The organism is Pseudoalteromonas sp. Hal040, from assembly GCF_037162425.1.
Lineage (GTDB): Bacteria > Pseudomonadota > Gammaproteobacteria > Enterobacterales > Alteromonadaceae > Pseudoalteromonas > Pseudoalteromonas gelatinilytica.
This window is the reverse complement of sequence record NZ_JARLUU010000001.1, coordinates 510,909-532,681: the sequence shown is the minus strand read 5'-3', so window position 1 is coordinate 532,681 and position 21,773 is coordinate 510,909. Positions and strand designations below refer to the sequence as shown.

The following is a 21,773-nucleotide window of genomic DNA, read 5'->3' as shown; positions in this document are numbered from 1 at the left end:
CTATTTATCGCTAAAAGAGCAGTGTAACAAAAAATTCATACCAATCGTGTTAAGTTACTGACCAATTATAGCGACAGATAAATGAAGTGATAACAAGGCATATATTTTGACATGTAGTAGTTCTACATGAAAAATTTATAACGCAGTTAGCGCTTTATTTAGCTCGCTAGATTGGTTAAATACTTAAGTAGATTGGTATTACACTTTATCGGGTTCAATTTCTTTTATGTAGCGGTTAACTGATAGGTAAGAACCAACAAATCCTAAGCCTGTTGCAAGCGCGACTAAAATGCCAAACTCTGAGAGTGTTAAACCAATTAAATCAAAGCTGGTTTCATAAACACCCGCCACATCACTTACAGCAGCACCAAGCCACCACATCATTAATGCAACACAAATAAAAGAGAATAAACCGCCAATAATACCGTACCAAATCCCTGTCCATAAAAATGGTGCATGAATAAAGGTATTTGTCGCCCCAACTAACTTCATCACTTGAATTTCATCTTTCTTATCCATGATTGATAAGCGGATAGTATTACCAATGATCAGGGTGACGGAGGTTAATAATAGTAGAGCAATGGTGATCACGCTTTCTTTTAATAAACTTAAAAGTGCATTTAATCGCTCAAGCCAAGCAATATCGAGTTTACCAAAATCAACTTCTCTTTCGGCTTCAAGCTTTTGCAGTAATTGTTTTGCTGTATTTGGCTGACGGTATCGTGCTGTCGGTGTAACAATAACAACATCTGGTAACGGGTTCGCATCTAAATATTCAAGTGCTTGGCCAAATCCTGATACTTGTTTAAATTCAGTGAGGGCGTCGCCCTTTGATACAAACTCCACTTTATCTACTTCAGGGTAGAGTGCTAAACGCTTAACCAAGGTTTGTGTTTGTTGTTCGCTCATAGTTTCTTTTACGAACAACGAAATCTCTGCTGCATCTTCAAAGCCAGTACTTACTTGCGAGACATTTTTAACCACTAAATAAAGTGTCGCTGGCAGCGTTAAGCTTAATCCTAATACGGCAATGGTCATCATTGAAGCAAGAGGTGTTCGCCACATTTCACCTAAGCTATGCACACCTTGACGAATAAGATTAATAAAGAAGAAATAAGGCGCTGCTAAAAATGACTTTTTCTGACGTTCGTTTTGGCTGTTGCGGCTTTTAAACAATAAACTCATAGTGCCCCCTCAGCTAACGGATCGTCAATCATACGGCCATCTTTCAGTGTTAGGCTGCGATAACGCATACGCGCAATTAAGCCAATGTCATGGGTTGCAATCAGTACGGTTGTGCCATGATTATTAAAGTCTTCGAATAAACGTAATATGTCCATTGAAAGCTCAGGGTCTAAGTTACCGGTTGGCTCATCAGCTAATAGAATTGGCGGTGAATTGACAATAGCACGAGCAATACCAACACGCTGCTGCTCACCACCTGATAAGGTTGCTGGATTACACTTCGCTTTATCAAGTAACCCAACTTTATCAAGCGCACCGTGAACACGTTTAGCTATTTGCTTGTGGTGCGTGCCTTCAATAATTAAAGGTAAGGCAACATTATCAAACACAGAGTAACGTTCTAGTAAGCGGTGATTCTGAAAGATGATACCAATGTCGCGGCGCACATAAGGGATCTGGCGTGATTTAACCGCATTCAAATCAACACCATTAATAAGCACCTGCCCGGCTGATGGACGCTCCATCAAGCTAATAAGCTTCAATAGGGTACTTTTACCTGCACCACTGTGCCCGGTTAAAAAGGCCAGTTCGCCAGGCTTGATATGAAAGCTGACTTTTTCAAGGGCACGATGGCCGCCTGGGTATGTTTTACTGACTTGCTGAAAATTTATCATTTTAGTTATCAATCATCTTGCAGCGAAAAAGGGAGCAAGCTCCCTTTAGTTAATTATGCGTCATCCTCGTCTTGGCTAAATAGTGCATCAATAAAGTCACTACTATTAAAGGTACGTAAATCATCAATACCTTCACCAACACCGATGTAACGAATTGGGATATTAAATTTATCTGCAACGGCGAAAATCACACCACCTTTAGCGGTACCATCTAGTTTAGATAAAGTAATGCCCGTTAAACCAACACATTCATTAAATAATTTAACTTGGCTAATTGCGTTTTGACCTGTACCTGCATCAATAGTTAGCATAACTTCATGCGGTGCATCTGGGTCAATTTTCTTCATTACACGGGCAATTTTTTCAAGCTCTTGCATTAGGTTATCTTTATTTTGCAAGCGGCCTGCTGTATCGGCGATTAACACGTCAACATTACGGGCTTTTGCCGCCTGAAATGCATCAAAAACCACTGACGCACTGTCTGCACCTGTATGTTGAGCAATCACAGGAATGCTATTACGCTCACCCCATACTTGCAGCTGTTCAACCGCTGCAGCACGGAAGGTATCACCCGCAGCAAGCATCACTGACTTACCTTCGTTTTGGAACTGCTTCGCTAATTTACCAATCGTGGTGGTTTTACCTACACCATTTACACCCACCATTAAGATAACAAATGGCTTTTTCTCACCACTTACAACCAACGGCTGCTCAGCGGTTTTAAGCATACTAGCCATTTCTTGCTTCATTAACTCATATAAAGCATCGCCATCTTTTAACTGCTTACGATCAGCGGCATCCGTTAGGTTATCAATCAACTTCATTGTTGTATCAACACCTAAATCGGCTGTCAGTAATTGTGTTTCTAGTTCTTCAAATAACTCATCGTCAATTTTCTTACCGCTAAATATAGACGCAAAACCAGAACCGATATTAACGCGAGTTTTTAATAGACCTTTTTTAAGGCGTGCAAAGAAACCTTCTTTCTTAGGTTTTTCAGCAGCGGCTTGAGCAGCTTTCTCTTGCTCTAGGCGCTCTGCTTCCGCTTTTTCTTCCGCGATGCGCTCTTGTTCTAAACGTTCCGCTTCTGCTTTCTCTGCCGCGATACGTTCTTGCTCTAAGCGTTCAGCTTCTGCTTTCTCTGTAGCAATGCGCTCTTGCTCTAAACGTTCAGTTTCTGCTTTTTCTGCCGCGATGCGTTCTTGCTCTAAGCGTTCCGCTTGTGCTTTCTCTGCCGCGATACGCTCTTGCTCTACACGTTCAGCTTCTACCTTTTCTGCCGCAATGCGTTCTTGCTCTAAACGTTCAGCTTCTACCTTTTCTGCAGCGATACGCTCTTGCTCTAAACGTTCAGCTTCTGTCTCTTGCTCTAAACGTTCCGCCTCAGCCTTTTCTGCAGCGATACGTTCTTGTTCTAAACGTTCAGCTTCTAACTTTTCTGCAGCGATACGCTCTTGCTCTAAACGTTCAGCTTCTGCCTTTTCTGCCGTAATGCGTTCTTGTTCTAAACGTTCCGCCTCAGCCTTTTCTGCAGCGATACGTTCTTGTTCTAAACGTTCAGCTTCTAGTTTTTCTGCAGCGATACGCTCTTGCTCTACACGTTCAGCTTCTGCCTTTTCTGCCTCAATGCGTTCTTGTTCTAAACGTTCCGCCTCAGCCTTTTCTGCAGCGATACGCTCTTGCTCTAAACGTTCTGCTTCTAACTGTTCTGCGGCAATGCGTTCTTGTTCTAAACGTTCAGCTTCTGCCTTTTCGGCTTCAATTCGCTGTTGTTCTTCTATTTGCTTCTGGTTATCAGCCTCTTTTGCTGCTTGCTCTGCTTGTTGCTTATCTGATTTGCCAAAACCAAACCAAGACAGGAATTTACTTTTTTTGCCATACTTGCTAATAACCACTTATAAAAATCTGATAAACTTACATGAATAATAGTTTGGTGACAGTTCAGCATTTTAGCCAAACATAAACAGGTACCATCTATCGCTAAGGTCGCAATACTATCACTTTTAGCGCAGTAGAAAAATGACACGCTAGCTATTGCATACAATATTATCTGAGCTAGGGGTCAGTTACCAATGATTAGTGAGTTAAATGAGAAAAAAATCAACAGCTAACCGCCAAGTGAAAGCAACGAACAATAAATCAGCAAATGGCTTTATTCGTATCATTAGCGGACAATTTCGAGGTAGGAAACTCCCTGTAAAAGATGTGCAAGGATTACGTCCAACCACAGATCGCATTAAAGAAACGGTGTTTAACTGGCTAATGCAAGATACCCGAGGCGCAGCTGTTCTTGACTGCTTTGCCGGTTCTGGCGGCTTAGGGTTTGAAGCTTTATCTCGCTTTGCAGAACGCGCTACCTTTTTTGAGCTCGATAAAGGTGCCGCTCTTCAGCTAAAAGAAAACATTAGCACGCTTAAATTAGATAATGCAGCGATTAAACAAGATAATAGCCTTTCTCTATTAGCTAATAATGCGCAAAACGAGCAATTTGATTTGGTTTTTGTTGACCCCCCATTTCGACAAAACTTAGCTGAAAAAACTTGTTTTTTACTCGAAGAAAATAACTGGTTAACTGCCCAAGCGTTAATATATGTTGAAGTCGAAAGCGAGTTAAATAGCCTTAACATTCCAGATAACTGGATGCTTTTAAAAGAAAAAACTGCCGGACAAGTGATTTGCCGCTTATATCAGCGAGAGGCAAATTAACACTGTTTTGCAAACGTAGTTTCTGTTAATATTATCCTTTACATGTGGTGTTGCTTCGGATTACAATACCGCACCATTTTTGAACCACTTGATCGTTATTTGATCAACTTGAGCAACGCTCATTATTTAGGTAGGTGAATTTTTAATGCCAGTAATTAAAGTAAGAGAGAACGAACCGTTTGACGTAGCACTTCGTCGCTTCAAGCGTTCATGTGAAAAAGCAGGTATCCTTTCAGAAGTTCGTCGTCGCGAACACTATGAAAAACCAACAGCTGAGCGTAAGCGTAAAAAAGCTGCTGCAGTAAAGCGTCACATGAAGAAGCTTTCTCGCGATAACGCACGTCGCGTTAAATTATACTAATCAGTATTTGGTCTTGTATAAATGAGCCTTTTATTAACGCTAAAAGATGCGCAAAAAGATGCGATGAAGGCAAAAGACAAAGAACGTCTTAAGCCAATCCGCATGGTACTTGCAGCAATCAAGCAACGTGAAATAGACGAGCAAATTACACTTGATGACGACGGTATTACCGCTGTTCTAGTGAAGCTTGTAAAACAACGTCGCGATTCTTACACCCAGTACATTGATGCGGGTCGTGAAGATTTAGCTGAAATTGAAGCCAATGAGATTAAAGCACTTGAAGAATTCTTACCTCAACAACTGAGTGAAGAAGAAATCATTGCTCTTATTGACTCGGCTATTGCTGATACAAATGCAGCGGGTATGCAAGACATGGGTAAGGTAATGGGAGTTATCAAAAGCAAAGCTGAAGGTCGTGCCGATTTAGGTAAGATTTCTGGCTTAATCAAGCAACGATTAACTGCCTAACCCCCACATACAGATGTATGATTCAAGCAAACCGAGCCTAGTGCTCGGTTTCTTGCTTTTAGTCTTTCATAAACACAGTAATTGTGTTCAAATCTTATTTTAGAACGCAAAGATAGCGCAGGAAAAAACAACAGCTATGGCCGGAAAGATCCCTCGACAGTTTATTGATGATTTACTCGCCCGCACAGATATTGTTGAGTTAATTGATTCGAGAGTTGGCCTAAAAAAAGCAGGTAAAGACTACCAAGCCTGTTGCCCATTCCACAACGAAAAGTCACCCTCTTTTACCGTTTCTCAAGATAAACAGTTTTACCACTGCTTTGGTTGTGGCGCCAATGGCAATGCAATTTCATTTGTTATGGAATACGACAAATTAGAATTCGTTGATGCCATTGAAGAGTTAGCGAGTATGCTCAATTTAGACGTACCTCGTGAACAAGGTGGCAGCTCAGGCCCACAACGTACAGCCGAACAAAAGCGCTCTGATTACGATTTAATGTTACACGCAGCACGCTTTTATCAGCATCAATTAAAGCATCATGCCAACTCGAAAACGGTTATCGACTATATCAAAGGTCGTGGCTTAAGCGGAGAAACAGCGAAAAAGTTCATGATTGGCTATGCTCCGAGCGAATGGGAAGCGCTATGCCAGCAACTTGGCCGCAATAAAGATCAAAAAGAGCAGCTCATTGAGCTAAAGCTTGCGTCTGAAAAGTCGCCAGGTCGTCAATTTGACTTTTTCCGTGACCGACTCATGTTCCCTATTCGCGATAAACGTGGTCGAGTTATTGCATTTGGTGGCCGAGTTATGCAGGCGGATCAAGGTCCTAAGTACCTTAACTCACCAGAAACCCGTATCTTCCACAAAGGCTTTGAGCTCTATGGTTTATACGAAGCAAAGCAAGCTCACAAAAAGCTCGACCATATTTTAATTGTTGAAGGCTACATGGATGTCGTTGCTCTAGCCGAGCAAGGCATTGAATATGCCGTTGCCGCCCTTGGCACAGCAACCACTGCAGAGCATATGCACACTTTATTTAGAACCACAGATAAAGTGATTTGTTGTTACGATGGTGACCGCGCTGGTCGTGATGCAGCATGGCGAGCGCTTGAGAATGCGCTTCCTTATCTTGCAGATGGTAAATCATTGAAGTTCGTGTTTTTACCAGACGGTGAAGACCCTGATTCGCTAGTACAAAAAGAAGGTAAAGACGCTTTTGAAGCAAGATTAAGTGAAGCAGATGATTTTACCAAGGTGCTGTTTAATAAGCTCAGCCAAGAGGTTGATCTCACTCAAGATGCAGGTAAAGCAAAACTACTCAGTGATGCCCTACCGCTAATTGAAAAAATCCCCAGTGATTTTTACCAAGAAAATATTTTGGAACATCTTGGCCGTTTAATTGGTCGTACGCGGGAGCAATTAAATAACCGCGTTAAATCGCCAAAACAGCAACATGCTATTGAACGAAAATTTAAAATCACACCGATGCGCCAAGCCATTGGGATTTTATTGCAACACCCTAATTTGGCGACCAGCATAGCCTATATGCCAGAATTAGCAGAAATGAAAATCGCGGGCATTGAATTATTTTTACGCATTCAGCATTTAGCCCTAGAGCGTGAAGGTGTCACCACCGCACAAATTTTAGAGTCATTTAGAGATGGCGCTGAATATGACGCGCTAGTGAAATTAGCAACTTGGCAGCACCAAATAAATGACGATCGTTTAGAGACGGTTTTTAAAAATACTTTTAAATTTATTGAAGACCAGTGTTTAAATTATCGACTAGAGACCCTATTAATAAAAGACAAAACCCAAGGCTTAAGCAGCGAAGAAAGGCTAGAATGCCACTTACTGACACAAGCGTTAAAAGGCAGCAACAGCTAGTCAGAATTGAATAATGCTGTTATACTGTGCTATTCACTGCGTCTAGTTAGTTTTCGTGTCGCTTAATTAATAAGCGAGCTGGCGCCTGTTGTATCAACTTTCAGAGTGGAAGAATAAATCTCTATGGATCCAACTCCTCAGTCACAATTAAAGCTTCTGATTCAAAAAGGTAAAGAGCAAGGTTATTTAACTTTTGCAGAAGTTAATGATCACCTTCCACAAGACATTATCGACTCAGATCAGGTAGAAGATATCATTAGCATGATTAATGACATGGGTATCCAGGTAAGCGAAAGCGCACCTGATGCTGATGAATTAATGATGCAAGAAACAACGACAGACGAAGACGCAGCAGAAGCCGCGGCCGCTGCACTTGCGACTGTAGAAAAAGAGATCGGTCGAACAACTGACCCTGTCCGTATGTATATGCGTGAAATGGGTACTGTTGAACTTCTTACACGTGAAGGCGAAATCGTAATCGCTAAACGTATTGAGGAAGGTATTAACCAAGTACAGATTTCTGTTGCTGAATACCCAGAAGCAATCACTTATCTACTAGAGCAATGGGACAAATTTGAAGCTGAAGAAATGCGCTTAAGCGACATTATTTCAGGTTTCTTTGATCCTAATAATGAAGACGAATCACAAATTTCTGCTACTCATATCGGTTCAGAGTTAAACGAAGAACAGCTTGACGACGAAGACGACGAAGCTGATGACGAAGATGAAGATGAAGATGGCGATGATGATAGTGACGGTGATGGCGACACAGGTCCTGATCCTGAAGAAGCCCGCATTCACTTTGAAAACTTACGTGATCTTTATAATAAAGCGCGTGATACATTCGAAGAGAAAGGTCGCTCACACCCTGATTCACTAGTAGCTATTGCAGAAATCGGCGAACTATTTAAAACGTTTAAATTAGTGCCAAAACAGTTTGACCGCATGGTAAACAACATGCGCGATATGATGGACCGCGTTCGCGTTCAAGAACGTATCATCATGAAGCAAGCTGTACAAATTGCGAAGTTACCGAAAAAGAACTTCATCAAGCATTTTGCTAACAACGAAACAGATTCAAGCTGGATTGACCTTGAAATTGCTGCAAACGAGAAATACTCAGTAGCACTTGAAGAAGTTAAGCCAGAGATCATTCGTTGTATTAATAAGTTATGTGCAATTGAAGAAAGCACAGGCCTTAGCATCGAGCGTATTAAAGACATCAACCGTCGTATGAGTATCGGTGAAGCGAAAGCTCGTCGTGCGAAAAAAGAAATGGTTGAAGCGAACTTACGTCTTGTAATTTCGATTGCGAAAAAATACACCAACCGTGGTTTACAATTCTTAGACCTTATCCAAGAGGGTAACATTGGTCTAATGAAAGCGGTTGATAAGTTCGAATACCGCCGTGGTTATAAGTTCTCAACTTATGCGACATGGTGGATCCGTCAAGCAATCACGCGTTCGATTGCTGACCAAGCACGTACCATCCGTATTCCTGTGCACATGATTGAGACGATCAACAAGCTAAACCGTATCTCTCGTCAAATGCTACAAGAGATGGGTCGTGAGCCGAGCCCAGAAGAATTAGCTGAGCGTATGTTAATGCCTGAAGACAAGATCCGTAAGGTACTTAAAATCGCAAAAGAGCCAATTTCAATGGAAACACCAATCGGTGATGATGAAGATTCGCACTTAGGTGACTTCATTGAAGATACCACTATCGACTCACCTATTGATTCTGCAACAATGGAATCATTACGTGGCGCTACAAACGACGTATTAGCAGGCTTAACAGCCCGTGAAGCTAAAGTATTACGTATGCGTTTCGGTATCGATATGAACACTGACCATACATTAGAAGAAGTAGGTAAACAGTTTGACGTAACACGTGAGCGTATTCGTCAAATCGAAGCGAAAGCGTTACGTAAATTACGTCACCCTTCTCGTTCTGACTTACTTAAAAGCTTCTTAGATGCTAAGTAATTTAGTATCGCATTATTAACTAAAAGGCCGCTGTTGCGGCCTTTTTTCTATTCGAGAGATATTCATGGCTTGGATCCAAATTCGCATCAATGCAAACGCTGACAACGCAGAATTAATCAGCGACTTATTAATGGACACTGGCAGTGCGTCAGTAACCTATGTTGACGCCAAAGATACCCCAATTTATGAGCCAAAGCTTGGTACCGTTCAACTATGGGCTGATACCACTGTGATTGGCCTTTATGACGCAAACCACGATATGGACAGCGTTGTAGAGACACTCAAAGCTGAAGCAACACTTGCCGATCAGCTTGTTTATAAAATTGAACAGCTAGAAGATAAAGATTGGGAACGTGAATGGATGGATAACTTCCACCCAATTCAATTCGGTGAGCGCTTATGGATCTGCCCAAGCTGGCGTGATATTCCCGATCCTAATGCTGTTAATGTATTACTCGATCCGGGTCTTGCTTTTGGCACCGGTACCCATGCAACGACTGCACTTTGTTTAAAATGGCTAGAAAGCCAAGATTTAACAGGTAAAACCGTGGTCGACTTTGGTTGTGGCTCGGGTATTTTAGGAATAGCAGCGATCAAACTAGGCGCTGAGCGTATGATTGGTATCGATATTGATCCTCAAGCTCTTGAAGCTAGCCGAGATAACGCGCGCGTAATGGCGTTGCAGATAAACTAGAAGTCTATTTACCAGAAGATCAGCCTGAGTTTACAGCTGATATTGTCGTGGCGAATATTCTTGCGCAACCGCTTCGCGAACTACATGAAGTGATCTTAGGTCTTTTAAAACCGAATGGTAAAATTGCCATGTCGGGTATTTTAGAAGAACAAGCTCAGTCTGTAGCCGACGTTTATGCGCCATTTTTAGCGCTTGATGAGATTGCAGTTGAAGGTGAATGGACCCGAGTCAGTGGTACTAAGCACGCTTAACAGCTAAAGAGTATTTACTCTAATCTAATAGGTAAAGCCAGTATTTAACAGGCTTTACCTTATTTTTACAGTTAGTAGTTTCTCACTTTTCGAACAGCAAAAATATTTTTGTTCAAATATCAAACAAATCAACCTTTCCGTCAAACTGTTATCAAATGTCAATACAAAAAGGGCAAAAAAAAGTCACTTTTGTTCAATTTATAGCCTTTGATTTTTGCAAAAAAAACCGTAAACTTAGCGCCCCTTGAAAAGAGGCCTATTGAATAACGTGCGTATCGGTTCATACCAACTTGAGAACAACGTAATTGTCGCGCCAATGGCAGGCATTACAGACAGACCATTTAGACAACTTTGCCGTCGCTTAGGTGCAGGCCTAGCTGTTTCTGAAATGCTCTCGTCAAACCCGAAAGTATGGAAAACCGAAAAATCGATGAACCGTATGGATCACAGCGGTGAGTCGGGAATTCGCTCGGTGCAAATCGCCGGAGCCGATCCTGAGCTTATGGCGCAGGCAGCACAATTCAATGTCAGCAATGGTGCACAGATCATAGATATTAATATGGGGTGCCCTGCTAAAAAAGTGAATAAGAAACTCGCAGGCTCTGCCTTATTACAGTTTCCTGAATTAGTACAAGAGATACTCGATGCCGTTGTAAATGCTGTTGATGTCCCTGTCACTTTAAAAATCCGTACTGGATGGGATCAGGATAACCGTAATGGTGTCGAGATTGCGAGAATTGCTGAACGTTATGGCATTGCCTCACTGGCGGTACATGGGCGAACGCGCGCATGTATGTATAAAGGTGAAGCTGAATACGCCACGATTAGGGAAATAAAACGTTCAGTGTCTATCCCTGTCGTTGCCAATGGTGATATTACTTCACCAGAAAAAGCAAAGCAGGTTTTGGATTATACGGGTGCAGATGCCATTATGATTGGTCGAGCCGCCCAAGGTCGCCCTTGGATTTTTAGGGAGATAGACCACTATTTGCGAACTGGAGAACATTTGCCAGCACCTGAAATTGCAGAGGTGCGTAGCATTTTGATGGAGCATTTAGACAATCTTCATCAGTTTTACGGGGAGCCAATGGGAGCGCGTATCGCTCGAAAGCATGTATCTTGGTATTTGCAAACCCATGACAGTGACGGTCAGTTTAGGCGAGTATTTAATGCGTTAGATAACCCACAGGCACAAGTCGACGCATTAGAAGAATACTTTAAAACACTAGCAGCTAACTAAGAAAGAAAGAGACATATAACGATGTTCGAACAAAACGTGACTTCTCCATTTATCACAAACCCTCATGTACAGTCACACGAGAAACCACAGCCGTTGCGTGATGCAGTGAAAAAAGCTGTTCATCACTACTTAAAGCAACTTAATGGTCAAGACGTACAAGACGTGTACGACCTTGTTCTTTCTGAGCTAGAAGCACCATTACTTGAAGAAGTAATGACGTACACACGTGGTAACCAAACTCGTGCTGCAATCTTACTAGGTATCAACCGTGGTACTTTACGTAAAAAGCTTAAAAAATACGGCATGAACTAATACCCGTTATATTGAATCCGTAATCATTCTAACGAGCTATCGTTATAATTGCTTACAGCTTCATAGTAACTGGTAATAAGTTATTGAAAAAAGCACCTTAGGGTGCTTTTTTTATAGCTGTTAAAAACTATGCAAAATCCTCACGCTTTAAACGTCGTTTTTTAAAGCATATTCAGTTAAAATACCGCCTTTCTAAGCTAGCTCAAACATTGAGGTAATCAAAACTACAATGGATACACATCGTCCAATTCGTCGCGCACTATTAAGTGTGTCAGATAAAACCGGTATCGTTGAATTTGCTCGCGCTCTTGAAGCACAAGGCGTGGATATTTTATCAACTGGCGGTACTTGCAAATTACTTGCTGATAACGGCATCAAAGTCACTGAAGTATCTGACCATACTGGTCACCCTGAGATCATGGATGGTCGCGTAAAAACACTTCATCCAAAAATTCACGGCGGCATCCTAGCGCGTCGCGGTCAAGATGAAGACGTAATGAGCGAGAATAACATCTCTGCTATCGATATCGTTGTAGTTAACTTATACCCCTTCGCAAACACTGTTGCGAAAGAAGACTGCAGCCTAGAAGATGCGATTGAAAACATTGATATCGGTGGCCCAACTATGGTTCGCGTCGCGGCGAAAAACCATAAAGACGTGACTATCGTGGTAAATGCAAAAGATTACGACCGTGTAATCAGCGAAATGCAAAGCAACAACGGCTCAACAACGTATAAAACACGTTTTGACTTAGCAATCGCGGCTTACGAGCACACAGCTCAGTACGATGGCATGATTGCAAACTACTTCGGCAAAATGGTTCCTGACTACACAAAAGAAGCTGCTGAAGAGACTAAATTCCCACGCACTATCAACATGCAGTTTACTAAAAAGCAAGATATGCGCTACGGTGAGAACTCACACCAAGACGCTGCTTTTTATGTTGAAAACGACTTAACTGAAGCATCTGTTGCGACTGCGGTTCAACTGCAAGGTAAAGCTCTTTCTTACAACAACATTGCTGACACTGACGCAGCATTAGAGTGTGTAAAAGAATTCGACGTACCAGCGTGTGTTATCGTAAAACATGCGAACCCTTGTGGTGTGTCAATTGGTGACAACATTCTTGAAGCCTATGACCGTGCATTCAAAACTGACCCTACATCAGCATTTGGTGGCATCATCGCATTCAATAAAGAACTTGATGCAGACACCGCTGAAGCAATTGTTTCTCGTCAATTCGTTGAAGTTATCATTGCACCTAAAGTATCTGAAGCAGCTGCACAAATCGTATCTGCTAAGCAAAACGTTCGTTTATTAGAATGTGGTGAATGGACGGGTAATGCAACAGGTCACGACATCAAGCGTGTTAATGGCGGTATTCTAGTTCAAGACCGCGACCTAGGCATGGTAACGCAAGGCGACCTTAAAGTTGTATCTAAGCGTCAACCAACTGAGCAAGAATTAAAAGATTTATTATTCTGCTGGAAAGTAGCTAAATTCGTTAAGTCTAACGCAATCGTTTATGCACGTGACGGTATGACGATTGGTGTAGGTGCAGGTCAAATGAGCCGCGTTTACTCAGCGAAAATTGCTGGTATCAAAGCTGCTGACGAAAACCTTGAAGTAAAAGGTTCAGTTATGGCATCGGATGCATTCTTCCCATTCCGTGACGGTATTGATGCAGCTGCAGAAGCTGGCATCACCGCTGTTATTCAACCAGGTGGTTCAATGCGCGATGAAGAAGTTATCGCTGCAGCTGACGAAGCTGGTATGGCAATGGTATTTACAGGTATGCGCCATTTCCGCCACTAATCACATAAAGGGTTAAGCAAATAGCTTAACCCTTTTTGTTTGCCACAAATTCACGTATTCTGATTAATAATAATTACCCATATAATGAAGGAACAGATGATGAAATTTGCCGTAAAATCGTTACTTGTTGCAAGCCTTGCACTGACATCAGCACAGGCTTTAAGCCATGGCCATGAATCAGCGCTTACACAAGCCGTGCAATCAAGCGAACGTGATGCTAAAAATAGCGCACGTGATCAATATCGCCATCCAGTTGAGACACTTGAGTTCTTTGGCTTCAAGCCAAGCATGACCGTTGTTGAAATTGCACCGGGCGGTGGTTGGTACAGTGAAATCCTTGCACCGGCTGTTAAAGGCCATGGTGTTTACTACGCGGCACATTTCCCTGCTGATTCTGACGTGGGTTATTACCAACGTTCATTAGCTGGTTTTAAGAAAAAGATGAGCGATGACGCACGCTTCAGTGAAGTAAAACTGACTGAGTTTGCGCCAGTGACGCATCTTGATATTGCACCAGCGGGTAGCGCAGATCTTGTCTTAACATTTAGAAATGTACACAACTGGTACATGGGTAAAGATAAAGAAGGCGCGTTAAGTGCGTTTAAAGCATTTTATAAAGCACTTAAACCAGGCGGCACTTTAGGTGTGGTTGAACACCGCCTACCTGAAGCGCGCAATGATGAAGATCAGAAATCATCAGGTTATATGAAGCAAAGCTATGTAGTTGATATTGCAAAGCAAGCTGGCTTTGAACTGGTGGCAAGCAGTGACATTAATGCAAACCCACTTGATACAGCAGATCACCCTAAAGGGGTGTGGACACTACCACCAAGCCTTCGTTTAGGCGAGCAAGATGCCGCGAAGTATAAAGCAATTGGTGAAAGTGATCGTATGACGCTGAAGTTTAAAAAACCGCTATAAATAGGATTATACGCCATGAATGTACTTGTCATCGGCAGTGGCGGCCGCGAACACGCTCTTGCGTTTAAGGCTGCACAAAATACTAAAGTAAACACCGTTTTCGTCGCGCCAGGTAACGCAGGTACTGCACTTGAGCCAAAACTAGAAAACGTTGCTATCAATGTTGAAGACCTAGCAGGTTTAGTTACTTTTGCTAAAGAAAACAACGTTGAATTAACCATTGTTGGTCCAGAAGTACCGCTTGTTTTAGGTGTAGTTGATACATTCCGTGAAAACGGTCTAGCTATCTTTGGCCCAACAGCAGGTGCTGCACAGCTAGAAGGCTCTAAGTCATTCACTAAAGACTTCTTAGCACGTCACGACATTCCAACAGCTGATTACCAAACGTTTGAACAAATCGACCCTGCACTGGCTTACCTAAAAGAAAAAGGTGCGCCAATTGTTGTTAAAGCTGATGGCTTAGCAGCTGGTAAAGGCGTTATCGTTGCGATGACTGAGCTTGAAGCTGAAGAAGCTATTCGCGATATGCTTGCAGGCAACAGCTTCGGTGAAGCGGGTAGCCGTGTAGTTATCGAAGAGTTCTTAGAAGGTGAAGAAGCTTCTTTCATCGTGATGGTTGATGGCAAAAACGTACTGCCATTTGCAACCAGCCAAGACCACAAACGCGCTTACAATGGTGACCAAGGTCCAAACACTGGCGGCATGGGTGCATACTCACCGGCACCAGTAGTGACTGATGAAATTCACCATCGTATTATGAACGAAGTGATCTACCCAACGGTTGAAGGCATGGCAAAAGAAGGCCACCCTTACACTGGTTTCTTATACGCAGGTTTAATGATCACCGCTGATGGCACGCCAAAAGTAATCGAATACAACTGTCGTTTTGGCGACCCTGAAACGCAACCTATGATGCTTCGTCTTAAGTCTGATCTTGTTGAACTTATCGAAGCGGCTAACCGTGAAGAACTAGATAAAACAGCAATCGAATTCGACCCACGTGCAGCAGTCGGTGTTGTATTAGCAGCTAAAGGCTACCCAGATAGCTACCCGAAAGGTGATGCAATCAGCGGCTTACAAGTTACTTACCCTGAAGGTGAGAAAGTATTCCACGCAGGGACTAAGCAAGACGGCGACAACGTAGTAACAGCTGGCGGTCGTGTACTGTGTGCTACGGCACTTGGCAACACAGTAACTGAAGCGCAGCAACGTGCTTATAAACTGATTGATCAAATCAGCTGGGAAGGCATGGAATATCGTACTGATATCGCTTACCGTGCTATTGCTCGCGAACAGAATTAAGGTCAAACCAGTCTAATTCTGAAAAAAGCGCAGTTTATCTGCGCTTTTTTAATGCTACACTGTTAAGAACATTTACCTAGATAAAGAACTAATTTTGAATAATAAAGCACTGAAATATAACTTTGTTTCATTTCTTATTCTGACAATTTTGTTTTTTATCATTGCTACCCTAGCTGCACATTTAGCCAGCCCTACCCGCTACACCATAGATAAAACAGCCCCCATCTACAGTAATACGGCCTATCGAATAGATACCAGTAAAGCGCTGACTCTCAAGCAGTTTTTAGCTGAACCAGACAAGCTGAAACATCGCCCTTTTAAAGATGTTAAATGGGATTTAGCGGCGCAAGATTATTGGTTAAAGCTTGATTTAGAAAACCGCCAAACAAAGCCTGTGGAGCTGGCAATTCACTTTGATAACCCTATGGTTGATTACCTTAGCGTTTATCATGTTGATGATAAAGGGCAGCTTATAGATACAACCGAGCTGGGTGATAAAGTATCTGGTCTTAGTTTGTTTCAGTACAGTACACCGCACAGCATGCTTACAATGCAGGGCTATGAACAAACATCCCTCATTATAAAAATAGATACGGTGGGTATTAGCAAAACACCTATTAATATTTATGGTGAAAAAGAGTTTCAAGACCTACTACGTTCGCAATCAGGAATTTGGGGGATCTTCATTGGTGTGCTGATCATGGCTGCCCTGTATAACTTGGTATTATTTTTAGGGATCCGTGACCGCGTCTACCTTATTTATATAGGCTACATCATCTCAGCACTGCTACTTATGGGCTCAGTGCTCGGCTTTGGTTTTTATTTATGGCCGTTATCGTGGCAAATCTTTTTTAATGAGCAAGTGGTCTTCAGTAACTATGCGATTGCATTTTTCACCGTCGCGTTCTGCACCATGTTCTTACGCTACCATAAAGATAATTGTCGCCTATACAAGCTCAGTATCAGCTTTTTAGCCCTGCTGTTTAGTCTCAGTCTTATCAGCTTTTTTATGCTGGAATACCATTCTTCAAAAATCTTTTTTGCCATCATGGTGCCGTTATACATTTTATGTATTTGCATGATTTACAAAAAGTTGGTGAGCGGTTTTCGCTGGGCAAAGTTTTATGTCATGTCGTGGGTACCACTGATTGTAGGCGCTGCCATTCAGCCTTTAGAACTAACGGGCTTTATTCCTTATAGCTTTGCAGTTAGGCACATATTTTTAGTCGCCATTCTCTGTGAGATTGTGCTTATGGCAATGGCGCTGGCAGACCGCGTTCGTTATCAACGTGAAAAAGCGCTTTATCATGCAACCCATACTCAACAGACTGAGCTACTTAACCAAGCAATGCTCAAACAAGCCTATATGGCAATTACCTCGGAGCAAAGACTCGCTAACCTTTGCTTAGTGAAAATCGAGCAATTTAATGCCCTAATGAGTATTCTAAAGCCAAGCCAAAGCAGCCAAATAATTATCACTGTGGCTCAATCACTAGAGCATCAAATTAATAAGAATAGGCAATTTATTAATTTAGAATCGGCGTTAGATAACAGTCCAAAAGTAGCTGACTTAGGCAATGGTGTACTGGCTTTTATTTCTACCAAAATTCAATCGCAAGCAGAGCTGCACCAAGAACTTAGCAACTTATGCAAACAGCTGCCTAAGCAATATAAAGTGGCGGGCTTAGACCTGCAGCTTTACTACCGCTATAGCATTACCGAACCGGTGAGTGATGATGGCTTTGATATTTGGCTACAACGTGGCTACTTAGGGTTGTCACAAAAGCAGCAAAACATCGACTTTAACACACCGCATATCGATATGGATGTCAGCCTTGCCGCCGAGTTACAACAAGCAATGCGAAGCAATACCTTAGCCATTTACTTACAGCCCATTATTAATTTACGCGACGGTGCTATCTGTGGCGCAGAGGCATTGTTACGCTGGCCTACAGCGGGTAAATACCTGGATATTGAGCAACTCATTTTATTGGCTGAACGTACTGGTTTAATTAACGAGTTGAGCTTATGGGTAATTGATCAGGCTTGCCTAGCCGCTGCCCAGCTTAATCGACAAGGCTATCGCGAGCATACCATTAGCGTTAATTTAAGTGCCAAGAATCTCGCCATCCCCAAGCTTGTCGAAAAAGTCGAAAACACCATTTTAAAACATGGTATTACTGCGGATCAGTTAAAGTTTGAGTTAACTGAGTTTGCGCTTATAAAAAACCATGATGAAATGGTCAGCTTTATCTGCGAACTTAACAAACTCGGTAGCAAGGTGGTACTCGATGACTTTGGTACTGGTTATTCGTCGTTAAACTACTTGGTAAATTATTCATTTAGCACGATTAAAGTCGATAAGAGCTTTATTCTGGATTTAGTAAATAACACCACCAACCAAGTAGTGGTAAAAACGGCCATTGATATGGCTCATAACCTTGATATGAATATCACCATCGAAGGCATTGAAGACCAAGAAACAGAAAAAATGCTGATCAAGATGGGCGCAGATCAAGGGCAAGGCTATTATTACAGCAAAGCGGTGCCGATTAATGAGTATCTAAGCTTTATTGCCTCACAATTTAAATAGGCCGTGTTACACTGCCTTTTTTAACATCTTTAGGGGCCATGTAAAGATGCAAGGTACGATCAGAAAATTAAAGTCGACACTGACCTCTCCTGTCGAATATCAATTACCTATCGGTGATGAGCTAGTTTCATTAAATGACTATATTGGTAAGCCGCTCACGCTGACTTTCACCGGCAATATTTTTTGCTGTAACTGTGGTAAGAAAACCAAGAAAAGCTACTCTCAAGGCCACTGTTTTGTCTGTATGCGTAAACTGGCTAGCTGTGACATGTGTATCATGAAACCTGAAACGTGCCATTTTGATAAGGGCACCTGTCGTGAGCCACAGTGGGGTGAAGAAAACTGCATGATCCCGCATTACGTTTATTTAGCCAACACCTCAGGCCTAAAAGTAGGTATTACCCGCCATACTCAAATTCCTACACGCTGGATTGACCAAGGTGCGACGCAAGCTTTACCTATCTTCAAAGTACAAACCCGTCTTCAATCGGGTTTAGTTGAGGTTGCTTTAGCCGAGTTTATTGCTGATAAAACCAATTGGCGAAACATGCTGAAAGGCCAATCTGAAGCGATTGATTTAAAAGCCGCTGCCAGAGAGTTGATCCCACAAATTGATGCTAAGTTGAGTGAACTTGCAGAGCTATTTGGCGCAACAGCCATTAAAAAGCTCGATGAAGATGTAGTTGAGCTAGACTACCCAGTAAGTGAATACCCAAGCAAAATCAGCTCTTTCAATTTTGATAAAGCACCAGAAGTATCAGGTATTTTAAAAGGCATTAAAGGCCAGTACTTAATTTTTGATACTGGCGTCATTAATATTCGTAAGTTTACTTCTTACGAAATTCGCCTAGCTTAAGCTCTTTTTTCGGTATTGAGATAAAAATCATACCATTGCTGCTTCGCTATTGGCCGGCAAAAGTAATAACCTTGAATGGTATCGCAGTTAAGTGAACGTAAGTAATTTAACTGCTCTACTTTCTCCACCCCTTCTGCGACAACATGAATACTTAAACTTTTCGCAAGGCTAATAATCGCCGTGACAATTTCACTATTCCCGTATTCATCGGGCACTTTTGCGATAAAACTGGCATCTATTTTTAACGTATCAATTGGCAGTTTGGTTAAGTAACTTAAAGCCGAATAGCCCGTTCCAAAGTCATCTAACGTAATATGCACACCTAGTTTTTTAAGCGCGAGTAACTCTTGCTTAGCCTCACTAAAGTGGCTGATAAAACAGCTTTCAGTAAGCTCTACTTCAAGCTTGTGTGGGTCTACATCGTAACACTCTAGTAAACGCTCAACATTCGACGCTAGTTGCCCCTGACGTAAGTGATTTGCCGAGATATTAATTGCTAATCGCCCTGCTTCAATGCCCTGTTGCTGCCACTTTTCTAACTCTTTACAGGCCTGCTCGATGACCCATAAATCAAGTTTCACAATTAGGCCAAGTTCTTCAGCAAGGGGAATAAATTTAGCAGGTGATATCACCCCAAGGTTTGGCTCATGCCAACGTAAGAGTGCCTCTACCCCTAAAATTTTGCCTGAATTTAACTGCTGCTTAGGTTGGAAATAAAGCTCAAACTCATCGCTTTCGATGGCGTTTTGTAATCGGCTCATCATTGCCAATCGCTCTAAAGAGCGTGCATTCATCGCAGGCTTGAATAATTGAAATGAATTACGCCCCACTTCTTTAGCACGGTACATAGCAATATCTGCATGCTTAAGCAGTGTAGCGCTATCTACGCCATCATCAGGGTAAACCGCGGCGCCAATTGAGGCTGTAATCGCAACCACGTGCTCGTTAATAGCAAGCGGCATACTCACTTGCTGCAAGACTTGTTCGGCAAAGTTGAGCAGTGTTTCAACCCGATTTACTTCGCATAATAAAACAAACTCATCGCCACCTAAGCGTGCAAGGGTATCCCCTTCAGGAAGAATTGATAAAATACGCTCTGCCACTTGCTGCAATAAGTTATCGCCAGCGTCATGCCCTAAGCTGTCGTTGACCTCTTTAAAGCGGTCTAAGTCGATAAACATCACCGCTAATAGATCATGGTTTCGTTTGGCAGAACTCAGTGCAATAGAGAGTCTGTCGTGAAATAAGCGCCGATTTGGCAGGCCTGTTAGCTCATCGTAATAGGCGAGCTGGGCAATTTTTTCTTCTGCACGTTTACGCTCTGTAATGTCGCTAAAAATTGCTGCATAAAGTATTTCATCAAAGTTAGGATCTTTAATCTGGATAATGGTGAGCCACTCGACAAACTCTTCACCATCTTTTTTGCAATTGCAGATCTCGCCCTGCCAGACCCCTTCGTATTCAATGGCATGCCACATTTTTTGATAAAACGAGCGGCTATGTTTTGTAGAGCTTAAAATATTGGGGCGCTTACCGATTACTTCATGCTCGGCAAAGCCGGTCAGTTTAGTAAAAGCTGGGTTAACTTGAATAATCGTGCCGTCTTTACGGGTTAGCATGATGCCATCGAGTGAGGCATCAATAATTTTATTTGCCAAAAACAAGTTACGTTGTGACTTTTGTAAAGCAATATCACGCTGCTCAATTGCCCGCTCAAGTTCGCAGCAATAAGCTGATTCAATCTCTGTGATCAAATCAGCAAATGAAATCACCCCGCAAATTTCATCATCTCTGACCACCAAATGACGCACATTACGCTCTGTCATAGTGCGATACGCATCAAATAAACTGCTTTCACAATCAATTTCAATTAACGGGTAGCTGGAATATTGCCAACAAGGGTTTAGCCACTCGGTTTGAATTATCAGCTCAACAATATCACGCTGAGTAATAATACCGTGCAGTTCAAGCTCTTGGTTATAAATCAGTACACTATCAAGGCGGCCTACACGCATCAGTTGCACAACCTCTTCTATCGGAGTTTGCGCATCCACTATCTCTAGGTCAGTGCGATACTGCTCATGAATAGGCCGAAATTGTAAGTAGTGGTCCAAACCTTGGTTATGCACAATATCTGAAAGGTTTAACATACCTGCAGGCTGGTTCTCGCTATCCATCACCAATAAATGGCGAATGCCATGCTGTTGAAAACGCAAGGTTGCATCACTGACAGAGCATTGATTTGGTACCGTAATAACAGGCGCTGACATGACCTCGTGAATGGCTAGGTTTTTATAAAGCGGGCTGCTGATGTCAATTTTCAAACAATCAGCTTCCGTCCAAATCCCAACAACAGACTGCTCATGCTTGATAAAAATCGCCGTCACATTGTGAACATGCATCAACCTCACCGCATCGACCAAAGGCGTATGCGCAGGACACGATACCAGCTTTTGCGAAAAGACATCACTCACCTTTTGATGTCGTCTTGGTTGATTCATAAGTCGACTTTCCTAGTTC

16 protein-coding genes and 1 pseudogene are annotated in these 21,773 nt (G+C 42.3%); 13 read left to right on the top strand and 4 right to left on the bottom strand.

Features of this window, described 5'->3' with window-relative positions:
* Window positions 1–198: 198 nt before the first annotated feature.
* From ftsX to ftsY, 3 genes are read right to left on the bottom strand one after another with little or no spacing between them, the layout of a single operon-like run.
* A complete protein-coding gene (ftsX, locus tag P4S60_RS02410) occupies window positions 199–1,185 on the bottom strand; it encodes a permease-like cell division protein FtsX (protein WP_337114890.1) in 987 nt (328 codons plus the stop codon).
* On the bottom strand, window positions 1,182–1,859 hold the full coding sequence (gene ftsE / locus P4S60_RS02405; protein WP_054560978.1) for a cell division ATP-binding protein FtsE: 678 nt from the start codon (window positions 1,857–1,859) through the stop codon (window positions 1,182–1,184). Before ftsE ends, ftsX begins: the two co-directional genes overlap by 4 nt.
* A 53-nt stretch (window positions 1,860–1,912) precedes the next feature.
* The gene (ftsY, locus tag P4S60_RS02400) at window positions 1,913–3,754 is read right to left on the bottom strand and encodes a signal recognition particle-docking protein FtsY (protein WP_337114889.1); all 1,842 of its coding nucleotides are present in this window, start codon (window positions 3,752–3,754) and stop codon (window positions 1,913–1,915) included.
* Window positions 3,755–3,947: 193 nt separating this feature from the next.
* On the opposite strand from ftsY, the gene rsmD reads away from it, so the two are divergent.
* The 13 genes and pseudogenes from rsmD to P4S60_RS02335 all read left to right on the top strand — a co-directional run bounded on the left by rsmD (window position 3,948) and on the right by P4S60_RS02335 (window position 19,253).
* Window positions 3,948–4,565: a 16S rRNA (guanine(966)-N(2))-methyltransferase RsmD gene (gene rsmD, locus P4S60_RS02395; protein WP_337114888.1), complete on the top strand. Its 618-nt coding sequence runs from the start codon at window positions 3,948–3,950 to the stop codon at window positions 4,563–4,565.
* Window positions 4,566–4,710: 145 nt separating this feature from the next.
* Complete coding sequence (rpsU, locus tag P4S60_RS02390) at window positions 4,711–4,926, top strand: 30S ribosomal protein S21 (protein WP_002957797.1); 216 nt, start codon at window positions 4,711–4,713, stop codon at window positions 4,924–4,926.
* A gap of 21 nt (window positions 4,927–4,947) precedes the next feature.
* Window positions 4,948–5,394 (top strand): GatB/YqeY domain-containing protein, encoded by a 447-nt coding sequence (locus P4S60_RS02385; RefSeq protein WP_062568695.1) that lies wholly within the window; start codon window positions 4,948–4,950, stop codon window positions 5,392–5,394.
* Window positions 5,395–5,530: 136 nt separating this feature from the next.
* Window positions 5,531–7,282, top strand: a complete 1,752-nt coding sequence (gene dnaG / locus P4S60_RS02380; RefSeq protein ID WP_119852442.1) for a DNA primase — start codon at window positions 5,531–5,533, stop codon at window positions 7,280–7,282.
* Between the two features lie 123 nt (window positions 7,283–7,405).
* Window positions 7,406–9,268: an RNA polymerase sigma factor RpoD gene (gene rpoD / locus P4S60_RS02375; RefSeq protein WP_337114887.1), complete on the top strand. Its 1,863-nt coding sequence runs from the start codon at window positions 7,406–7,408 to the stop codon at window positions 9,266–9,268.
* A gap of 64 nt (window positions 9,269–9,332) precedes the next feature.
* A pseudogene (gene prmA / locus P4S60_RS02370) lies at window positions 9,333–10,213 on the top strand (50S ribosomal protein L11 methyltransferase).
* 268 nt (window positions 10,214–10,481) lie between these two features.
* Window positions 10,482–11,453: a tRNA dihydrouridine synthase DusB gene (gene dusB / locus P4S60_RS02365; RefSeq protein ID WP_171038310.1), complete on the top strand. Its 972-nt coding sequence runs from the start codon at window positions 10,482–10,484 to the stop codon at window positions 11,451–11,453.
* A gap of 21 nt (window positions 11,454–11,474) precedes the next feature.
* A complete protein-coding gene (gene fis, locus P4S60_RS02360; protein ID WP_002957804.1) occupies window positions 11,475–11,765 on the top strand; it encodes a DNA-binding transcriptional regulator Fis in 291 nt (96 codons plus the stop codon).
* A gap of 229 nt (window positions 11,766–11,994) precedes the next feature.
* Entirely contained in the window at window positions 11,995–13,581 is a 1,587-nt protein-coding gene (purH, locus tag P4S60_RS02355) for a bifunctional phosphoribosylaminoimidazolecarboxamide formyltransferase/IMP cyclohydrolase (RefSeq protein ID WP_337114886.1), read from the top strand.
* Between the two features lie 99 nt (window positions 13,582–13,680).
* The gene (locus P4S60_RS02350) at window positions 13,681–14,502 is read left to right on the top strand and encodes a class I SAM-dependent methyltransferase (RefSeq protein WP_337114885.1); all 822 of its coding nucleotides are present in this window, start codon (window positions 13,681–13,683) and stop codon (window positions 14,500–14,502) included.
* A 15-nt stretch (window positions 14,503–14,517) separates the two neighbouring features.
* Window positions 14,518–15,804 (top strand): phosphoribosylamine--glycine ligase, encoded by a 1,287-nt coding sequence (gene purD / locus P4S60_RS02345; protein ID WP_337114884.1) that lies wholly within the window; start codon window positions 14,518–14,520, stop codon window positions 15,802–15,804.
* A 94-nt stretch (window positions 15,805–15,898) separates the two neighbouring features.
* Window positions 15,899–18,397 carry an EAL domain-containing protein gene (locus P4S60_RS02340; protein WP_337114883.1) on the top strand — a complete coding sequence of 833 codons (2,499 nt, stop codon included), beginning with the start codon at window positions 15,899–15,901 and terminating at the stop codon, window positions 18,395–18,397.
* 46 nt (window positions 18,398–18,443) lie between these two features.
* The gene (locus tag P4S60_RS02335; RefSeq protein ID WP_337114882.1) at window positions 18,444–19,253 is read left to right on the top strand and encodes a DUF2797 domain-containing protein; all 810 of its coding nucleotides are present in this window, start codon (window positions 18,444–18,446) and stop codon (window positions 19,251–19,253) included.
* On the opposite strand, the gene P4S60_RS02330 is transcribed toward P4S60_RS02335, so the two are convergent.
* A complete protein-coding gene (locus P4S60_RS02330; RefSeq protein ID WP_337114881.1) occupies window positions 19,250–21,754 on the bottom strand; it encodes an EAL domain-containing protein in 2,505 nt (834 codons plus the stop codon). The two genes, P4S60_RS02335 and P4S60_RS02330, sit on opposite strands and share 4 nt — an antisense overlap.
* Window positions 21,755–21,773 lie beyond the last annotated feature (19 nt).

What these genes read in the sequence shown, in the direction of transcription:
- ftsX (WP_337114890.1), bottom strand. Translation starts at nt 1,185, where the DNA reads ATGAGTTTATTGTTTAAAAGCCGCAACAGCCAAAACGAACGTCAGAAA.
- ftsE (WP_054560978.1), bottom strand. Translation starts at nt 1,859, where the DNA reads ATGATAAATTTTCAGCAAGTCAGTAAAACATACCCAGGCGGCCATCGT.
- rsmD (WP_337114888.1), top strand. Translation starts at nt 3,948, where the DNA reads ATGAGAAAAAAATCAACAGCTAACCGCCAAGTGAAAGCAACGAACAAT.
- rpsU (WP_002957797.1), top strand. Translation starts at nt 4,711, where the DNA reads ATGCCAGTAATTAAAGTAAGAGAGAACGAACCGTTTGACGTAGCACTT.
- P4S60_RS02385 (WP_062568695.1), top strand. Translation starts at nt 4,948, where the DNA reads ATGAGCCTTTTATTAACGCTAAAAGATGCGCAAAAAGATGCGATGAAG.
- dnaG (WP_119852442.1), top strand. Translation starts at nt 5,531, where the DNA reads ATGGCCGGAAAGATCCCTCGACAGTTTATTGATGATTTACTCGCCCGC.
- rpoD (WP_337114887.1), top strand. Translation starts at nt 7,406, where the DNA reads ATGGATCCAACTCCTCAGTCACAATTAAAGCTTCTGATTCAAAAAGGT.
- fis (WP_002957804.1), top strand. Translation starts at nt 11,475, where the DNA reads ATGTTCGAACAAAACGTGACTTCTCCATTTATCACAAACCCTCATGTA.
- purH (WP_337114886.1), top strand. Translation starts at nt 11,995, where the DNA reads ATGGATACACATCGTCCAATTCGTCGCGCACTATTAAGTGTGTCAGAT.
- P4S60_RS02350 (WP_337114885.1), top strand. Translation starts at nt 13,681, where the DNA reads ATGAAATTTGCCGTAAAATCGTTACTTGTTGCAAGCCTTGCACTGACA.
- purD (WP_337114884.1), top strand. Translation starts at nt 14,518, where the DNA reads ATGAATGTACTTGTCATCGGCAGTGGCGGCCGCGAACACGCTCTTGCG.
- P4S60_RS02335 (WP_337114882.1), top strand. Translation starts at nt 18,444, where the DNA reads ATGCAAGGTACGATCAGAAAATTAAAGTCGACACTGACCTCTCCTGTC.
- P4S60_RS02330 (WP_337114881.1), bottom strand. Translation starts at nt 21,754, where the DNA reads ATGAATCAACCAAGACGACATCAAAAGGTGAGTGATGTCTTTTCGCAA.